16 protein-coding genes are annotated in these 15,920 nt (G+C 66.1%); 10 read left to right on the forward strand and 6 right to left on the reverse strand.

Annotated features, from left to right (window positions below):
* Positions 1-13 precede the first annotated feature (13 nt).
* Complete coding sequence (locus GGR03_RS18045; RefSeq protein WP_246368215.1) at positions 14-1,393, forward strand: M20/M25/M40 family metallo-hydrolase; 1,380 nt, start codon at positions 14-16, stop codon at positions 1,391-1,393.
* A gap of 27 nt (positions 1,394-1,420) precedes the next feature.
* The gene (locus tag GGR03_RS18050) at positions 1,421-2,506 is read left to right on the forward strand and encodes an AbrB family transcriptional regulator (RefSeq protein ID WP_183210179.1); all 1,086 of its coding nucleotides are present in this window, start codon (positions 1,421-1,423) and stop codon (positions 2,504-2,506) included.
* Positions 2,507-2,558: 52 nt separating this feature from the next.
* Here the strand turns inward: GGR03_RS18050 and GGR03_RS18055 are convergent, their stop codons facing one another.
* From GGR03_RS18055 to ectA, 5 genes are all read right to left on the reverse strand, one after another.
* Entirely contained in the window at positions 2,559-4,004 is a 1,446-nt protein-coding gene (locus tag GGR03_RS18055; protein ID WP_183210180.1) for an aspartate kinase, read from the reverse strand.
* Positions 4,005-4,085: 81 nt separating this feature from the next.
* The gene (gene thpD / locus GGR03_RS18060; RefSeq protein WP_183210181.1) at positions 4,086-5,015 is read right to left on the reverse strand and encodes an ectoine hydroxylase; all 930 of its coding nucleotides are present in this window, start codon (positions 5,013-5,015) and stop codon (positions 4,086-4,088) included.
* Between the two features lie 32 nt (positions 5,016-5,047).
* Positions 5,048-5,440: an ectoine synthase gene (locus GGR03_RS18065; RefSeq protein ID WP_183210182.1), complete on the reverse strand. Its 393-nt coding sequence runs from the start codon at positions 5,438-5,440 to the stop codon at positions 5,048-5,050.
* A gap of 13 nt (positions 5,441-5,453) precedes the next feature.
* Positions 5,454-6,740 (reverse strand): diaminobutyrate--2-oxoglutarate transaminase, encoded by a 1,287-nt coding sequence (ectB, locus tag GGR03_RS18070; protein WP_183210183.1) that lies wholly within the window; start codon positions 6,738-6,740, stop codon positions 5,454-5,456.
* 43 nt (positions 6,741-6,783) lie between these two features.
* A complete protein-coding gene (gene ectA / locus GGR03_RS18075; protein WP_183210184.1) occupies positions 6,784-7,335 on the reverse strand; it encodes a diaminobutyrate acetyltransferase in 552 nt (183 codons plus the stop codon).
* Between the two features lie 297 nt (positions 7,336-7,632).
* Between ectA and GGR03_RS18080 the strand changes: the two genes are divergently transcribed.
* Positions 7,633-8,118 (forward strand): MarR family winged helix-turn-helix transcriptional regulator, encoded by a 486-nt coding sequence (locus GGR03_RS18080; RefSeq protein WP_183210185.1) that lies wholly within the window; start codon positions 7,633-7,635, stop codon positions 8,116-8,118.
* A gap of 25 nt (positions 8,119-8,143) precedes the next feature.
* Here the strand turns inward: GGR03_RS18080 and GGR03_RS18085 are convergent, their stop codons facing one another.
* Positions 8,144-9,091 (reverse strand): LysR substrate-binding domain-containing protein, encoded by a 948-nt coding sequence (locus GGR03_RS18085; protein WP_183210186.1) that lies wholly within the window; start codon positions 9,089-9,091, stop codon positions 8,144-8,146.
* Positions 9,092-9,212: 121 nt separating this feature from the next.
* Here GGR03_RS18085 and GGR03_RS18090 point away from each other — a divergent pair, with 121 nt between their 5' ends.
* The 7 genes from GGR03_RS18090 (at position 9,213) to GGR03_RS18120 (ending at position 15,920) form a co-directional block, all read left to right on the forward strand.
* A complete protein-coding gene (locus GGR03_RS18090; protein WP_183210187.1) occupies positions 9,213-10,259 on the forward strand; it encodes an ABC transporter substrate-binding protein in 1,047 nt (348 codons plus the stop codon).
* Positions 10,260-10,332: 73 nt separating this feature from the next.
* Entirely contained in the window at positions 10,333-11,373 is a 1,041-nt protein-coding gene (locus GGR03_RS18095) for an ABC transporter ATP-binding protein (RefSeq protein WP_183210188.1), read from the forward strand.
* Positions 11,370-12,272, forward strand: a complete 903-nt coding sequence (locus GGR03_RS18100; protein WP_183210189.1) for an ABC transporter permease — start codon at positions 11,370-11,372, stop codon at positions 12,270-12,272. The genes GGR03_RS18095 and GGR03_RS18100 overlap by 4 nt, the downstream gene beginning before the upstream one ends.
* The gene (locus GGR03_RS18105; protein ID WP_183210190.1) at positions 12,269-13,069 is read left to right on the forward strand and encodes an ABC transporter permease; all 801 of its coding nucleotides are present in this window, start codon (positions 12,269-12,271) and stop codon (positions 13,067-13,069) included. Before GGR03_RS18100 ends, GGR03_RS18105 begins: the two co-directional genes overlap by 4 nt.
* 16 nt (positions 13,070-13,085) lie before the next feature.
* Positions 13,086-14,204, forward strand: a complete 1,119-nt coding sequence (locus GGR03_RS18110) for an NAD(P)/FAD-dependent oxidoreductase (protein WP_183210191.1) — start codon at positions 13,086-13,088, stop codon at positions 14,202-14,204.
* Positions 14,185-14,487, forward strand: coding sequence for a (2Fe-2S)-binding protein (locus tag GGR03_RS18115; RefSeq protein ID WP_183210192.1), 303 nt, complete (start codon positions 14,185-14,187; stop codon positions 14,485-14,487). The genes GGR03_RS18110 and GGR03_RS18115 overlap by 20 nt, the downstream gene beginning before the upstream one ends.
* The gene (locus GGR03_RS18120) at positions 14,484-15,920 is read left to right on the forward strand and encodes an FAD/NAD(P)-dependent oxidoreductase (protein WP_183210193.1); all 1,437 of its coding nucleotides are present in this window, start codon (positions 14,484-14,486) and stop codon (positions 15,918-15,920) included. The genes GGR03_RS18115 and GGR03_RS18120 overlap by 4 nt, the downstream gene beginning before the upstream one ends.

Raw genomic sequence — 15,920 nt, forward strand, 5'->3', positions numbered from 1 at the left:
AGGGACGGACAGCTTGGACACCGCGAACGAGCCGATGCTGGCGCCCGTCTTCCGCCACATCGCCGCGAACGAGGACGCCTTCGTCGACCGGCTGATCGACTATCTGCGCCAGCCTTCGATCAGCGCTCAGGACATCGGCATCCGCGAGGTCGCCGCGCTTCTCGAGACGATGCTGGGCGCCATGGGCATGGACGTCGAGGTCGTCGAGACTGCAGGCCATCCGATGGTCGTGGGTTCGCTACCGCCCAAGCCGGGCCTGCCCACAATCCTGTTCTATGGCCATTACGACGTGCAGCCGCCCGAGCCGCTGGAGGCCTGGACGAGCCCGCCCTTCGAGCCGACCATCCGCGACGGGCGCATCTACGCGAGGGGCGCGGGTGACAACAAGGGGCAGCATTTCGCGCAGATCCTGGCGATCGAATCCTGGCTGAAGGTGCACGGCGACCTGCCCTGCAACGTGAAGATCCTGCTCGAGGGCGAGGAGGAGGTGGGCAGCCCGCATATCGAGGCGTTCGTCGAAGCCAACCGGGATCTGCTCAAGGCCGATCTCGTGGTGACGGCGGACGGGCCGCTCGACGCGTCCGGCAAGCCGGTGATCATGTTCGGCACCCGCGGCGCCGTGCGCTTCGATCTCGTCGCGCGGGAAGCCGGCCGGGACCTCCATTCCGGCAATTTCGGCGGCATCGCGCCGAACGCGGCGTGGACGCTGGTGCATCTGCTGGCGACCATGAAGAGCCCGGACGGGACGATCACCATCGACGGGATCTACGACGACATCGTGCCGCCCGGGGAACGCGAGCGCGCTGCCGCCGATGCGCTGCCCGTCGACCTCGACGCGCTGAAGCGGGAAATCGGCATCCGAGAACTCGACCCGCCGCACGACCGCCCGCTGTTCGACCGGATCATGTTCCAGCCGACGCTCACCATCAACGGCATCGTCGGCGGCTATACCGGCAAGGGGATCAAGACGGTCATCCCCTGCGAGGCGCGGGCCAAATGCGACATGCGCCTGGTCGACGGGATGGCGCCGGAGACGATCCTGTCACTCGTCGAGGACCACGTGCGCCGGCACGCGCCGGGCGTCGAATTCGTGCGGCAGGGCGGCGGCAAGCATCCGTCCAAGACGGACATGGATCACCCGTTCGCCGACGCGCTGATCCGCGCGGTGACGCTTGGCCACGAACAGCCGCCGCTGCTCTACCCGATGATCGGCGCCAGCGGGCCCGACTCCGCCTTTACCCGCATCCTCGGCATACCGGCGTTCTTCGTTCCCTATGCCAATGCCGACGAACGCAACCATGCGCCCGACGAGAACATCGGGCTCGAATTCTTCCACAAGGGCATCCGCACCGGCGCGGCGATCATCGAGCAGATCGCGGCGTCCGTCCGTTAGCGCCATGCAGACCTTAGAAGTGTCAGCATGACCATGCTCAGCGCCTTCCATCCTGCCCGATTCGACTATCCCCGCTTCGCGCTGGCGCTCGGGATCGGCGGGCTCGGCACGGCGGCCTTTCTCTATATGGGATGGCCGCTGCCCTGGATGCTGGGCGCCATGCTCGCCTGCACGCTGGCCGCCTTGGTGAAGCTGCCCGTCCGGGCGCCGATGATCGTGCGCCCGCCGATGTCGGTGGTGCTCGGGGTCCTGCTCGGCGCGAGCTTTTCGGCCGACATGGTAAGCCGGATGGGGGCCTGGATCCCGACGCTGGCCGGGTTGATGCTGTTTCTCCTCGTCTCCGGGGCGGCCTGCGTCGCCTATTTCCGCAAGATCGGCGGCTACGACCTGCCAACGGCCTATTTCGCCGGCATGCCGGGCGGTCTGATCGAGATGGTGCTGCTCGGCCAGGCCCGCGGCGGCGACGCGCGCCGCATTGCGCTCGTCCATTCGATCCGCATCCTTCTGACGGTGTCCTGCCTGCCGTTCCTGATCCCCGCGCTCGGCGGGGGCGACATCGGCACCGGCGCCGCCACCGGCGCGCCGATCGGCGGGGCGAGCCTTGAGTCGGTGCTCTGGCTCATCGGCACCGGCGTGCTGGGCGCCATTCTCGGCCGCAGGCTCAAGCTGCCCGCCCCCTATCTTCTCGGTCCGATGATCGCCAGCGGCGCGGTTCATCTCGCCGGCTGGACGCATACGGCGCCGCCGCGCGAGATCGTCTGGATCGCCCAGCTGGTGCTCGGCGTCACGCTCGGCTGTCGCTTCGTCGGAACGGCGCCGAGCGAGATGCTGCGGACGCTGGTCCTGTCCCTGGGATCGTTCGTCATCCTGATCGCCAGCGCGGTCGCCTTCGCGTTCGCTCTGGCCGCCCTGACTCCGCTCGACGTGGTTTCCGTGGCGCTTGCCTACGCGCCAGGAGGGCTGGTGGAGACGAGCGTCATCGCGCTCGCCTTGCAGATCGAGGTCGCCTTCGTCGCCACCCATCACATCGTCCGCGTGGTCCTCGTCATGGCGGCCGCCGCGCCGATCTTCCGATGGGTCGACCGGAAGAAACAAAGCCAGCAGAGCGAATAGCGGGATAGCCGTCAGCGACTGGCGGCGTTCCAGCCGGTGTCGGCCGGCTTGTTCAGGCTGCGAGCTTCCCAGCGCAAGGAGCGGCCCCGCTGGCGACAAGGCCCTTGTGCAGGGCCCGGATCGTCGCCTCGAAATCGCGCTCCTCGACGACGACCTGCAGATCCACCTTGCGGATCAGGTCGTGGACCCCGAGCGGCACGATGCCGGCTTCCGAGAGCACGGCGATCGCCTTGCCGAGCGTGCTGATGCCGCCGAGGTCCCGGCCGATCGCCGACACCAGGGCCAGCTTGCGCAGGTTGATGCCGGCATTGGGAAACGCCTTGGAAAGATCGGCCTCGACGCGCTTGATCGCCTGCATCGAGCCTTTCAGGAAATGCGTGATCGTGTTGGCGTTGGAAGTCTTGGCGATGATCCAGACCTTGTGCCGGCGCAGCGCCTCGAGGATCTCGCTGTCGTAGCCCTTGACCCCGACCATGTCCTGGTCGTGGAATTCGAAGGCGAAGACGCCCTTGAGGCCGGTGACGATCTCCACCCCCGGTCGCGTCGTGAGGTTGTCCGAGCGGATCACCGTTCCGGGATGGTCGGGCTCGAAGGCGTTCTTGACGCGCAGGGGAATGCCGGCCTGGCGCAGGCTCTTGGCCGCACGAGGATGGATCGCCTCCATCCCCATGTTCGAGAGCTGGTCGGCAACGTCGTAATTGGTCTCGCCGATGACCCGCACTTCATCCGCACCGACGACGCGGGGATCGGCCGACGACAGATGGAATTCCTTGTGAATGATTGCCTCGGCGGCCTTGGTCATCACCGCCACGCGCGACAGCGTCACCTCGGAATACCCCCGGTCATACGTCTCCATCAGCGTTTCGGTGCATTGGGCATAGCCCGTCACCACCGGCAGCTCCCGGCTGATATCGATGTCGGCGAAGGCCCGCGTGATTGCCTCGTCGAGCGGCAGCTGCCCGTCCTCGCACCAACCGGTCAGGTCGACGAACCGTGCGCCGACCCCGTGGCTCTTCAGCAGCAGCGCGGTGTTGTGCGCCGACTGCGCCTCGCCGAGCGAGGAGAGCATCTCGCGCACCGTCATCAGATGCTGCTCGAGCTGAAAATGCCCGAACGAGCAGAGCCGCGCCAGATCGATGAGGCAGGAGCGAACGCCTTCGATCCGCTCCCTGACGAAGCGGTCCGCGGCGTCGCGCAGTTCCTGATCGTCGAAGATCTCGGCATTCTTGTCGAGCATCCGCCGCGCCACATGGCTGAGCGCTTCGCCCCAGCTCCCGCCGCTCTCGGCGCCGGCGAACAGCTTGTAGACGCCCGGCTCGCCCGACTTCTTGTGCTCCAGCAGGGCGTCGGTCATGCCGGCATAGGCGGAGACGACGAAGATGCGGTTGTAGAGGGCCTCTCCCGAGCGCTCGCCGATCAGGACGGTATCGAGCAGTTCGGCGGTGCGCGACATCGACGTGCCGCCGATCTTTTCAACACTATGAGGCGCTTTGGGCATGAAGTCTCCAGTGCCGGTCCCGGCGGACGGGAACGGTCGAGTTTGTCGGTAAGTCGTCCGCGGATGCGCTGTTGACGCCGCTCAGGCGAGCTTGCCGGAAACGATCTCGATCGGGCGTTCCGGATCGCGCGACGACAGGAACGCCGGGCGGGGCGACCGGGCGGCGAACGGATCGACCACCTTGTTGCTCCAGGCGTTGTAGACGAAGAAGGCGTTGGAGCGCGGGAACGGTGTGATGTTGCCGTTCGAGCCGTGCAGCGTGTTGCAGTCGAACAGCACGACCGTTCCGGCGACGCCGGCGGCGTAGTCGATGCCATGGCGGCGGGCCATCTCCGACAGGCTGTCGTGGCTCGGAACCCCGACCTCCTGCTTCTTCAGCGACGTCTTGTGGTTGTCCTCGGGGGTTTCGCCGGCACAGGCAACGAACGTGTTGTGCGACCCCGGCATCAGCATCAGGGGACCGTTGAGCGCGTCATTGTCGGTCAACAGGATCGAGGCCGAGATCGCCCGCATCCGCGGCATGCCGTCCTCGGCGTGCCAGGTCTCGAAATCGGAATGCCAGTAGAATTCCTTGCCCGTGAAGCCGGGCTTGTAGTTCAGCCGGCTCTGGTGAAGGTAGACGTCGTCGTCGAGCAGATAGCTGACCCGCCCCGCGATGCGCGCGTCGCGCGCCAGGCGATCGAAGAGGGCATTCTGCTCGTCGAGCCGGAAGACCGTGCGCACCTCGCTCGAGCCGGGTTCGGTGATGACGTTTTCGGCCGAAAGCGTCGCCTCGCCGCTGCGCATGCGGCGCGACTCCTCCTGCAGCGCCGTCACCTCGAGCGGCGAGAAGACGTCCTTCAGGACGAGGTAACCGTTCTCATCGAAACTCTCGGTCTGTTCGCGCGTCAGCGGCGCTTGCGGCGTCCACCGGCCCCAAAAGGTGGGGTCCCTGCGCTCCAGCCACTGCTCGGTCCGAAGCCGGGTAGGATAGAGATCGTCGTGGCTGTTCCATTGCATGGCGGTACTCATGGGAGTTCCTTCCTGCGTTTTTATTCCAAAGATCAGGTGGATTCGGCGGCCGGCGCGTAGGAGCCGTCGTCGCGGTGCACCTCGCTGCCGCTGACCGGCGGGTTGAAGCAGCACGCCATCACCATCTCCGATTTGGCGCTCAGGCGGTGCCGGTCGTGCTGGTCGAGGCCGTACATCACGCCAGGGCGGATCTGATGGACCTCGCCGGTCGCCAGGTCCTCGAGCGAGCCTTCGCCCGAGATGCAGTAGACGCTCTCGAAATGGTGCTTGTAGTGGAAGACGTGGCTGGTGTTCTCGTGGATGCGGGTGATGTGGAACGAGAATCCCATCTTATCCACGGCCAGCAGCAGCCGGGTCGAATCCCAGCCCTCGGCGGTCACCAGGCGGTCGGTCTGCCGCGCGGCGGCAAGGTCTCTCACGATCATGGTCGGATACCTTCTATTCGGCAGCGGCGCGGTGGCCGCCCAGAACTTCGTCGAACGCCATCTCGAGGATGTCGAGCCCGGCGGCCCACTGGCGCTGGTGGATGGTCAGGGGCGCGAGCACCTTGACGACCTCGTCATGGCCGCCCGATGTCTCGATGATCAGCCCCTGCCGGAAGCAGGCCTGGCAGATCGCTTCGGCGACGTTGCCGGTCCCGGTGTCGATCCCGCGCATCATCCCCCGACCGCGCAGGGTGAAGCCGTAGGTCGCGGCAATCGCACCGAGCCGATCCTCCAGATACCGGGCCTTCTTCGCGACTTCGGCCTCGAACGCGCCGTCCGACCAGAATTTCTCGATCGCCGCGGTGGCGGTGACGAAGGCGTGGTTGTTGCCCCGGAAGGTGCCGTTGTGCTCGGCCGGCTCCCAGATGTCGTGCGCCGGCTTGCACAGCGTCAGCGCCATCGGCAGGCCCATGCCGGAGAGCGACTTGGCCATGGTGATGATGTCGGGGTCGAGCCCCATCTTCTCGAAGGAGAAGAAGCTGCCCGTCCGTCCGCACCCGGCCTGGATGTCGTCGACGATGAACAGCGCCCCGTGCCGCCGGGCGATCGCCTCGATCTTCCGCAGCCAATCGGGGGACGCGGCGTTGAGCCCGCCTTCGCCCTGCACGGTTTCGACGATGATCGCCGCCGGCGCGTCGAAGCCGCTCGATGGATCGGACAGCTGCTTGTCCAGCATGTCCGCCGTATCGATCTCCGGGCCGAAATAGCCGTCGAAGGCAGCCCGCGAGACGCCCGAAAGCGGCGTGCCGGCACCCTGGCGATGCCCGGCATTGCCGGTCGCGGCAAGCGCGCCGAGCGTGACGCCGTGGAAGCCGTTGGTGAAGGCGACGATGTTGTTGCGCCCGGTCACCTTGCGGGCCAGCTTGATCGCCGCTTCCACCGCGTTGGCGCCGGTCGGGCCGGTGAACTGCAGCTTGTAGTCCATGCCGCGGGGCTTCAGCACGACGCGTTCGAAAGTCTCCAGAAACGCCTGCTTGGCGTCCGTGAACATGTCGAGCCCGTGGGCGATGCCGTCGGCGGCGATGTAGTCGACCAGAGCGGCCTTCAAGTCGGGGTCGTTATGCCCATAGTTCAGCGTCGAGCAGCCGGCGAGGAAATCGGTATAGGCGGCCCCCGACTGGTCGTAGAGCGTCGCACCCTGCGCCTTGCCGAAGGTCTTGGGGAAGCTGCGCGAATAGGAGCGCACCTGGCTTTCGACACGGTCGAATACGGGCGAGAAGGCGGAAATCGTTGCGGTCATGAACACGTCTTTCTTGGGACGGTAGGTTAAGGGGAGGCCGGGCTCAGGCGGCGTCGCGCAGGGAAAGCGCGTCGCGCTCGAAGGGGCCGATCGAGACCAGGTATTCGGTCTCATGCCGGCCATCGAAATGGTCGTCGCGCTCGAAGTGCGGCTGGCGGGTGAGATCGGCATCGAGCGAGTTGGCGATCGCGCCGAACAGGGCCCAGGACGCTGCGTTGTCCCGGGTGATGGTCGAATGGACGACACGGACGCCGGCGCAGGCGTCGCGGGCCAGGACGGAAGCGATCAGCCGCCGCGCCAGGCCCTGGCCCCGCGCCCGCTCGCTGACGCAGACCTGCCAGACGAAGAGCACGTCGGGGGTCTCGGGTGGAATGTAGCCGGACACCCAACCGACCACCCTCCCGTCGATCTCGGCGAGCGCGCAGGTCGCCGCGAAATGCGTGCACTGGAGCAGGTTGCAGTACATCGAGTTGTCGTCGAGCCCTGCAGTGTCCTGCACCAGAGCCCAGATCGCGGCGCCGTCTTCGGGCCGCGGTGCCCGAAGACGGGCATGGGCGTGCTGGATCTTTCGCGGAATCGCCTCTGTCGACTGCATGATTGGGTGGGCTCCAGTGCTGAGAGCCAGAATGTTAGACACATCTAACTAAATGTCAATTGAAGGGGCTGTGATCTGCGCCGGCTTGAGGCGGCCAGATGGCTCATCGAGCCCAAGCTGCAGGCATCAGGAGGTGCAGATTTACTTTTCTAATGGCCGAGCGCAGCTTTCCGAATCGCGAAATGATTCGTATCTACGAACTATATTTTTTCGACGTGACATGTCGCGATCCCGCTTGGGGTCGCTCGATCGAGCAGCTAAGGTGGACAGCTCGTGCCCATTGATGGATCGCGCTATTTGGAAGACCGGACCAAGCGTGCCCTGACCGCGATGCGCAAGATACTGCGCACCACCGAGCTCAATGCGAAGGCCCTGCTGGCCGAGACCGGGCTCACCCCATCGCAGCTGATCTTCCTGCAGATGCTGGAGGAAGGAGAGGAGCAGACCGCCGGGCATCTCGCGGCCCGCATGGGCATCACCCAGGCGACCGCGACGGTTCTGATCCACAAGCTGGAGGCCCTTGGCATGCTGCAGCGTCGCAAGGGCGAGACCGACCGCCGCCAGGTCTGGCTTTCCCTGACGCCGCGAGCCCAGGACATCCTGACGATCGCCCCCGATGGCGTGCACGCTCGATTCAACGAGCAGTTCCTGGCACTCGAGGATTGGGAGCAATCGATGCTGATCGCCTCGTTGGAGCGCGTGGCCGCGATGCTCGCGCCCGACCTCGACGACGCCGCGCCGATCCTGGAGACCGTACAGTCCTTGGCCCCGGGTACCGTCTAGCACCGCCTTCGGAAGGCGGAACCGATCAAAGGTCGGACAGGAGCGCTGGATGGTCAGCGATTGCCGGGCGACGAGTGAGGATGCTCAACGTCTGCGAGAACGAATTCGCGAACTCGTCCGCGAAGTCCTGGGCAAGCGAGGAAACGGGCGAAAAGTTCGGTACGATCATCGACCATTCGAACTTGATCGCCGGAAGGAAGGGGCGGACCTGAAGGTTTCGCCAGGGCAGATGCGACGCGGTGAAGGGATCGACGATCGCGCAGCCGAATCCCGCGTCGACCATCCCGCAGATGATCATCGTCAGCGGGCTTTCCGTCCGGATCCGCGGGACGCAATCATGGGTGACCATGACGGCGTCGAACTTGCGACGGGTTGAGGAGGCAGCCGCCAGCGCGACGATATCCTGGCCGTGCAGATCCTTCGGCTCGATCGATTCGCGTGCCAGCAGCTTGTGGCCGCGCGACGCGATGAAGACGGCGTCCATCGACGGAAGTTCGTAGGTGGTGATCGCCGAGTGCGGAATGCGTTCGTGGATTATTCCCAGGTCGCAACGTCCCGTCGTCACCCAGTCCAGAACGGACGGCGAGGTCATCCCGTAGAGCGTGATGTCCACCGCCGGGCGCGCGGAGACAAAGTTTGCGGTGACCATGGGCAAGAAGCTGGTGGCAAGCGCGGGTAAGGCTGCGACCCGAAGTTCCCCGCCCCGTCGTTCCAGAATGTCCTTGGCGGCTTTCTCGATCCGCTCCAGTCCGACGAACGAGCGCTCCACCTCGCGATAAAGCGTGACGCCGTCGGCCGTCGGCAGCAGCTTTCCGCCCCTTCGCTCGAAGAGTTTCAGGCCGATCTGATACTCGAGGTCAGCCACCAGGCGGCTGATAGCCGGCTGGGTGACATTGAGAAAATTGGCCGCCTCGGTCGCTGAGCCGCTTAATATGACGGCACGGAAGGCTTCGACCTGCCTACTTTTCAACATGGGTGCGCATCGGATCATCGCTATAACATTGAGTCATCGAGACGACATAAAAACGTATTTGACGAATGGCGACAACTCTCGAATGGTTACAGGGTGATCGATTTTTGGACAGGAGTTATCGATGAGCATCAAGCCGCCTCTTTCCCTTCTGGTATCTGCCGCCGTCGTCTCCCTGGTCGGTGCCGCTCCCGCCCTGGCACAGGACAACGTGCTCTACGTCGCCGCCTATGGCGGCTCCTACGAGCAGTTGATGCGCGAACAGGTCTTTCCTGATTTCGAGAAGGAGCACGGCGTGCGCATCGAGTACACGGCAGGTAACTCCACCGACACGCTGGCGCGGCTGGTCGCCACCCAGTCCAGTCCCCAGATCGACGTCGCCATCATGGACGACGGACCGGCCTACCAGGCCATCGCCCTCGGCCTCTGTTCCGATATCGAGCCGGCTCCCGTCTATGACGAGCTCTACGACATGGCCAAGATCAGCGGCAACCAGGCGGTCGGCCTCGGCGCCGTGGCGACGGGCCTGATGTACAACACGCAGTATTTCGAGGAGCAGGGTTGGGAGGCGCCGACGTCCTGGGCGGACCTCAAGGATCCAAAATATGCCGGCAAGCTGGTCGTTCCGCCGCTTTCCAACACCTACGGCCTCCACGCCCTCGTGATGGCGGCGGAACTCGGCGGCGGTGACGAGCGCAATATCGATCCCGGCTTCGAGGCCTTCGTCAACGAGATCGACCCGAACGTGCTCGCCTACGAGGCGTCCCCCGGCCAGATGACCGCGCTCTTCCAGAGCAACCAGGCGGTGCTGGGCGTGTGGGGTTCGGCCCGCATCAACTCGCTCGCCAATACGGGTTTCCCCGTCAAGATGGTCTATCCGAAGGAAGGCGCCGTTTCGCTCGGCATCGTCGGTTGCCCCATCGCGGGCCGCGACAACCCGCTGGCCCAGGAACTCCTCCAGTATCTCCTGTCGCCGGAAGTGCAGGAGCGGGTGGCGCGCGGCTACGGCTATGGCCCCGTCAACAAGAACGCTTCGCTGACCGACGAGGAGGCCGAGGGCATCCCCTATGGCCCGGAACAGGTCGGAGAACTTCGGGTCATCGACTGGGACTATGTCAATCCGATCCGCGAGGAATGGAACACCCGCTGGACGCGCGAAGTCGAGGGCTGACCAGCGGCGCAAGCCTCAAAAGCGTCCCGCCCGGTTCCGGGCGGGACGCATCCACTCGAACGGTTGCGTGAACATGAGCTTCCTGAAGATCGTCGGCCTCACCAAGGCGTATGACAAACTCATCGCGGTGGACGGCATATCGCTGGACATCGAGCGCGGCGAATTCGTCTCGCTGCTCGGCCCGTCCGGTTGCGGCAAGACGACGACGCTCCAGATGATCGCCGGTTTCGTGGACGTGACGTCGGGCCACATTCTTCTGGATGGCCGCGATCTCGCGCATGTGACGCCTGCCAAGCGTGGGCTCGGCATCGTGTTCCAGAGCTACGCGCTCTTCCCGCACATGACGGTCGCGGAGAATGTCGGCTTCGGGCTGGAGATGCGCAAGGTGAACAGAGCCGAGCGCGACCGTCGGATCGCCGCCGTGCTCGAGCTCGTCGGCCTGCAGACGATGGCGGACCGCTATCCTCGCCGCATGTCCGGTGGACAGCAGCAGCGCGTGGCGCTGGCGCGCGCGCTGGTGATCGAGCCCAATCTCCTGCTGCTCGACGAACCGCTTTCCAACCTCGACGCCAAGCTGCGCGAGGAGATGCAGGGCGAGTTGCGCGATATCCAGGAGCGTACCGGTCTCACGACGATCCTGGTGACGCACGACCAGTCCGAGGCAATGGCCCTTTCCGATCGCGTCGTGGTCATGAACAAGGGCGCGATCGAGCAGGTCGGCCCGCCGGAAGCGGCCTACCAGACACCGGCATCGCATTTCGTCGCCAGTTTCCTCGGCCGCACCAACACGCTGGAGGGCCAGCGCGACGGTCGTGCCGTGAGCGTGCCGGGCCAGCACTGGACTCTGGACGAGGACGGCGCGCAGGGACCGGTTCTCGTGGCGGTGCGCCCGGAACGCGTGGCCTTCGGCGATGCAGGCCTGAAAGGCATCGTGAAGAAACGCGTCTTCCAGGGGAGCCAGTGGTTCTTCGACGTGGACAGCGAGGCGGGACAGATCTTCGTCCTCGCCCCGAACGGCAGCCGCACGCTGCCCAAGGTCCAGGAGACGGTTCATCTCGCCTGGACCGTCGACGACATGCGGGTGCTGCCGCGTGACGAGGCTCGCGCAGGATGAGCACCGTAGCAACAGACGCGGCGTCGCCGGCACCGGCTCGGCATGGCCGCAGCTCCTGGGTGCCGTATGTCCTCAACCTGCCGGCGATGCTGGTGGTGGGAACGCTCATCCTCGTGCCGCTGGGGATGACGTTCATCCTGTCGCTGCACTCCTTCGGGATGTACACGGGCATCTCGAGCGACGTCTCGCTGGCCAATTACGCCGAGATCGTCCGGGATCCGTATTTCCACGAGATCTTCCTGCGCACGTTCAGGATCTCGCTCTTCACCACCCTGCTCGCTGCCGCGCTCGGGGCGCCGGAGGCGTACATCCTGCATCGGATGAAGGGGTCCTGGCGCGCGATCTTCCTTCTGGTGATGCTCGGGCCGCTCCTGATCTCGGTGGTGGCCCGCACGCTGGGCTGGGCGATGCTCCTCGGCTCCACCGGCGTGATCAACCAGACCCTCCTGGGGCTGGGGATCCTCACGACGCCGATCCAGTTCATGTACACCGAGACCGGCGTCGTCATCGCGCTCGCCCACGTCCTGATGCCTTTCATGGTCATCTCCGTCTGGGCCGCGCTGCAGCGGCTGGACCCCCAGGTCGAGAACGCAGCGATCTCCCTCGGTGCCACCCCCTTCACGGTCGTGCGACGGGTCGTCCTGCCGCAGATCATGCCCGGCATCCTCACCGGATCGATCATCGTCTTCGCCCTCGCGGCCTCGGCCTTTGCGACACCGGCGATCATCGGGGGCCGCCGACTGAAGGTGGCGGCAACGCTCGCCTATGACGAGTTCCTGTCGACGCTGAACTGGCCGCTGGGGGCGGCAATCGCGGTGCTCCTCCTCGTCGCCAACATCGTCATCATTCTCGGCTGCAACAGGCTGGTCGAGCGCCGCTACTCGCAGGTGTTCCAATGAACCGTAACGGTCCCCTCGCGCTGGCCTTCCACGCCTTCGTGGTGATGTTCACGGTCGCGCCGATCCTGATCGTCTGCGTCGTCGCCTTCACCCCGAACGGCTATCTCTCACTGCCGACCAGTGGTGTCTCGCTGCGCTGGTTCTACGCCATCGCCGACCGTCCGGAATTCTTCGCCTCGTTTCGCACCAGTCTCTGGCTGGCGGCGGTCTCCTCGACACTGGCGGTGGTCCTCGCCGTTCCGGCGGCCCTTGCCCTCGGGCGGATGCAGTTCGCCGGCCGCGGCGCGCTTCTGAGCCTTTTCCAGTCGCCGCTGATGATCCCGCACATCGTCCTCGGCATCGCGCTCCTGCGCTTCTTCAGCGAGACCGGTCTCGGCATCTCCGGCTGGACGCTGGTGGCGGGCCACCTCATCGTCGTCTTTCCGTTCGCGCTGCGGCTCATCCTGACGACGTCGATCGGCCTCGACCGGCAGATCGAACACGCCGCCGTCTCGCTGGGGGCCTCACGCTGGACGACCTTCCGGCGCGTGACGCTGCCGCTGATCCTGCCGGGCGTCGTCTCCGGCTGGATCCTCTCCTTCATCCAGAGCTTCGACGAGGTGACGATGAGCATCTTCATCTCGACGCCGCACACCACAACGCTGCCGGTCCGGCTGTTTCTCTACATCCAGGACAATATCGATCCGCTGGTCGCTTCGGTCTCGGCAATCCTCATCGTCCTGACGGTGATCCTGATGGTCGTGCTCGACCGCCTCTTCGGAATGGAACGGCTGCTGGTCGGCCCTGGCCGCAGCTAAGCTCGGACGCATAAAGATGAAACATGATTACGACTTCGCCGTCCTCGGCGGGGGACTGGTCGGCTCTGCCATCGGCTACGGCCTGGTCAAGCGCGGCCTGAAGGTGCTGATGCTCGACGAGGGCGACGTCGCCAAGCGCGCCTCGCGCGGAAACTTCGCGCTCGTTTGGGTCCAGAGCAAGGGCCTCGGCATGCCGCGCTATGCGACCTGGACGCGTCGCTCGTCCGACGAGTGGGGCGCTTTCGCCGCCGAGCTGGAGGGCCATGCCGGCTTCTCGCTCGCCTACCGGCGGCCGGGCGGATACCATCTCTGCCTTTCCGAGGACGAACTCGAGCGCCGGGCGGCCAACATCAACCGCCTGCACAACCAGTCCGATACCGAGCCCTATCGCATCGACGTGCTGGATGGCGACGAGGTTCGCCGACACCTGCCGGAGGTGGGGCCGGACGTCGTGGGCGGAACCTACTGCGCGCTCGACGGCGACGTGAATTCGCTGAAGCTGTTCCGTGCGCTGCATGCCGGCTTCGCCGCGCTCGGCGGGACCTACCGGCCGGGAGCGCTGGTGGACGAGATCGTGCCCGGCAGGGACGGCTATGCGCTGAAGACCGCCGAAGGCACGTTCAGCGCCGACCGCATAGTGCTGGCGGCCGGGCTCGACAATCTCCGGCTCGGCAAGATGGTCGGACTGGACGTGCCGGTGCGGCCGCTGCGCGGGCAGGTTCTCGTCACCGAGAAGACCGAACCCTTCCTCGACGTGCCGCTCTCCACCGTCCGCCAGACGGACGAGGGCGGCGTGATGATCGGCGACAGCCAGGAAGAGGCGGACGACTACACCGTCATGCGTCCCGGCATCAACGCGGTGATGGCGGACCGGGCGATCCGCATGTTCCCGCGCCTCGGCCGCCTCAACGTGGTGCGGACATGGTCTGCGCTGCGCGTCTACAGCCGCGACGGCTTTCCGATCTACGAGCAGTCGCCCACCCATCCCGGCGCCTTCGTCGCCTCCTGCCATTCGGGCGTCACCCTGGCCGCGGCGCACGCGCAACTGCTCGCGAAGCACTTTGCCGAAGGCGTCCTTCCGCAAGATTTCGACGCATTTTCCACGAGACGGTTCCATGTTCCAGCGGCTTCCTGACCTCGACCGCACGACGGTCTCCTTCACCCTCGATGGCCGGCCGGTCGATGGACGGGCGGGCGATACGGTCGCGGCCGCCCTTCTGGCGGCCGGCGTCGAGACCTGTCGCAGCAGCGCGGTCAGCGGCGAGCCCCGCGCGCCCTACTGCATGATGGGCGTGTGCTTCGAATGCCTGGTCACGATCGACGGCGTCGGCAACCAGCAGGGATGCCTCGTCGCCCTGCGTCCTGGAATGACGGTCGAGACGCAGATCGGCCGCGGCAAGAGGGAACTCGCCCGATGACCCCGATCGCGCATGTCGACCAGCTCGCGAAGACCTACGAACTCGTCGTGATCGGGGCAGGGCCCGCCGGCATGGCCGCGGCGACACTCGCCGCCGCCGCCGGCGCGTCGGTGCTGCTGGTGGACGAGAACCCGGCCCCTGGCGGCCAGATCTACCGCGGCATCGGCGCAACGCCGCTCAAGCGGCGTGCCTTGCTCGGCAAGGATTACTGGAAGGGCGAAGAGCTGACGAACGCCTTCGCGGCGAGCGGGGCGTCGTACTTTCCGGGCGCGACGGTCTGGCAGCTTGCTCCCGATCTCGAGCTGGGAATCTCTTCCGGTGGACGGACGGCGATGATCCGCGCGGCGCAAGTCGTCATGGCAACGGGTGCGCTGGAGCGGCCGTTTCCGATCAACGGGTGGACGCTTCCCGGCGTCATGACGGCAGGCGCGGCGCAGATTCTGCTGAAGACATCCGGCGTCACCGTGGACGGCAAGGTGGTGCTGGCCGGCAGCGGCCCGCTGCTCTGGCTGATCGCGGCCCAGTATCTGGAGAGCGGCAAGCATTTCGACGCCATCCTCGACACGACGCCGAGGGCGAACTGGAGCGCGGCGATCGGGCAACTGCCCCGCTTCCTGGCCTCGCCCTATCTCGCGAAAGGCCTGAAGCTGATGGCGAAGGTGCGCCGCAGGGCGCGCGTCATCTCGGGAGTGACGGCGCTGGAGGCGCAAGGGGAGGGCCATCTCGCCCGCGTGCGCTACACGAAAGGCGGCAAGGTCCACGAGATCGGAGCCGATCATCTCCTTCTGCATCAGGGTGTAGTGCCGAATATCAACATGGCGAGCGCCAGCGGCTGCGAGCTCGAATACGACCCGCTTCAGCTCACCTGGAAGCCGAAGCTCGACGAATGGGGTCGCACCAGCGTCGAGGGGATCACCATCGCCGGCGACGGTGGCGGCATCGCCGGAGCGGAAGCAGCGGCGGAGCGGGGGCGGATAGCGGGCCTCGCTGCACTGGCGGCGCTGCGGCGCATTTCACCGGAAGAGCGCGATCGCCGCGCCGCCCCCATCCGCGCGGTTCTGGCTCGCTATGATCGCGGGCGCGCGTTCCTGGATCGGCTCTACCAGCCGGCGCAGCAGTTCCGCGTCGCCGGCGACGACACGCTGGCGTGCCGCTGCGAGGAGGTGACGGGCGGCCAGATCCGCAACGCGGTGAAGACGCTCAACATCACCGGGCCCAACCAGCTCAAGTCCTTCCTGCGCTGCGGCATGGGACCTTGCCAGGGAAGGCTTTGCGGGCTGACCGTCTCCGAGACGATCGCCGAGGCGCGGGGCACGTCGGCGGAGGCGGTCGGCTATTATCGCCTGCGCGCGCCGGTCAAGCCGATCACGCTTGCCGAACTCGCCACGCTCGACATGAGCGAGACCGAAATCAAGACGGTCGCGCGAGGCTGA

The organism is Aurantimonas endophytica (assembly GCF_014196845.1).
GTDB classification, from domain to species: domain Bacteria; phylum Pseudomonadota; class Alphaproteobacteria; order Rhizobiales; family Rhizobiaceae; genus Aurantimonas; species Aurantimonas endophytica.

Coding starts and splice junctions, on each gene's coding strand:
- GGR03_RS18050 (WP_183210179.1), top strand. CDS start 1,421: ATGACCATGCTCAGCGCCTTCCATCCTGCCCGATTCGACTATCCCCGC.
- GGR03_RS18055 (WP_183210180.1), bottom strand. CDS start 4,004: ATGCCCAAAGCGCCTCATAGTGTTGAAAAGATCGGCGGCACGTCGATG.
- thpD (WP_183210181.1), bottom strand. CDS start 5,015: ATGAGTACCGCCATGCAATGGAACAGCCACGACGATCTCTATCCTACC.
- GGR03_RS18065 (WP_183210182.1), bottom strand. CDS start 5,440: ATGATCGTGAGAGACCTTGCCGCCGCGCGGCAGACCGACCGCCTGGTG.
- ectB (WP_183210183.1), bottom strand. CDS start 6,740: ATGACCGCAACGATTTCCGCCTTCTCGCCCGTATTCGACCGTGTCGAA.
- ectA (WP_183210184.1), bottom strand. CDS start 7,335: ATGCAGTCGACAGAGGCGATTCCGCGAAAGATCCAGCACGCCCATGCC.
- GGR03_RS18085 (WP_183210186.1), bottom strand. CDS start 9,091: ATGTTGAAAAGTAGGCAGGTCGAAGCCTTCCGTGCCGTCATATTAAGC.
- GGR03_RS18090 (WP_183210187.1), top strand. CDS start 9,213: ATGAGCATCAAGCCGCCTCTTTCCCTTCTGGTATCTGCCGCCGTCGTC.
- GGR03_RS18095 (WP_183210188.1), top strand. CDS start 10,333: ATGAGCTTCCTGAAGATCGTCGGCCTCACCAAGGCGTATGACAAACTC.
- GGR03_RS18100 (WP_183210189.1), top strand. CDS start 11,370: ATGAGCACCGTAGCAACAGACGCGGCGTCGCCGGCACCGGCTCGGCAT.
- GGR03_RS18105 (WP_183210190.1), top strand. CDS start 12,269: ATGAACCGTAACGGTCCCCTCGCGCTGGCCTTCCACGCCTTCGTGGTG.
- GGR03_RS18110 (WP_183210191.1), top strand. CDS start 13,086: ATGAAACATGATTACGACTTCGCCGTCCTCGGCGGGGGACTGGTCGGC.
- GGR03_RS18115 (WP_183210192.1), top strand. CDS start 14,185: ATGTTCCAGCGGCTTCCTGACCTCGACCGCACGACGGTCTCCTTCACC.
- GGR03_RS18120 (WP_183210193.1), top strand. CDS start 14,484: ATGACCCCGATCGCGCATGTCGACCAGCTCGCGAAGACCTACGAACTC.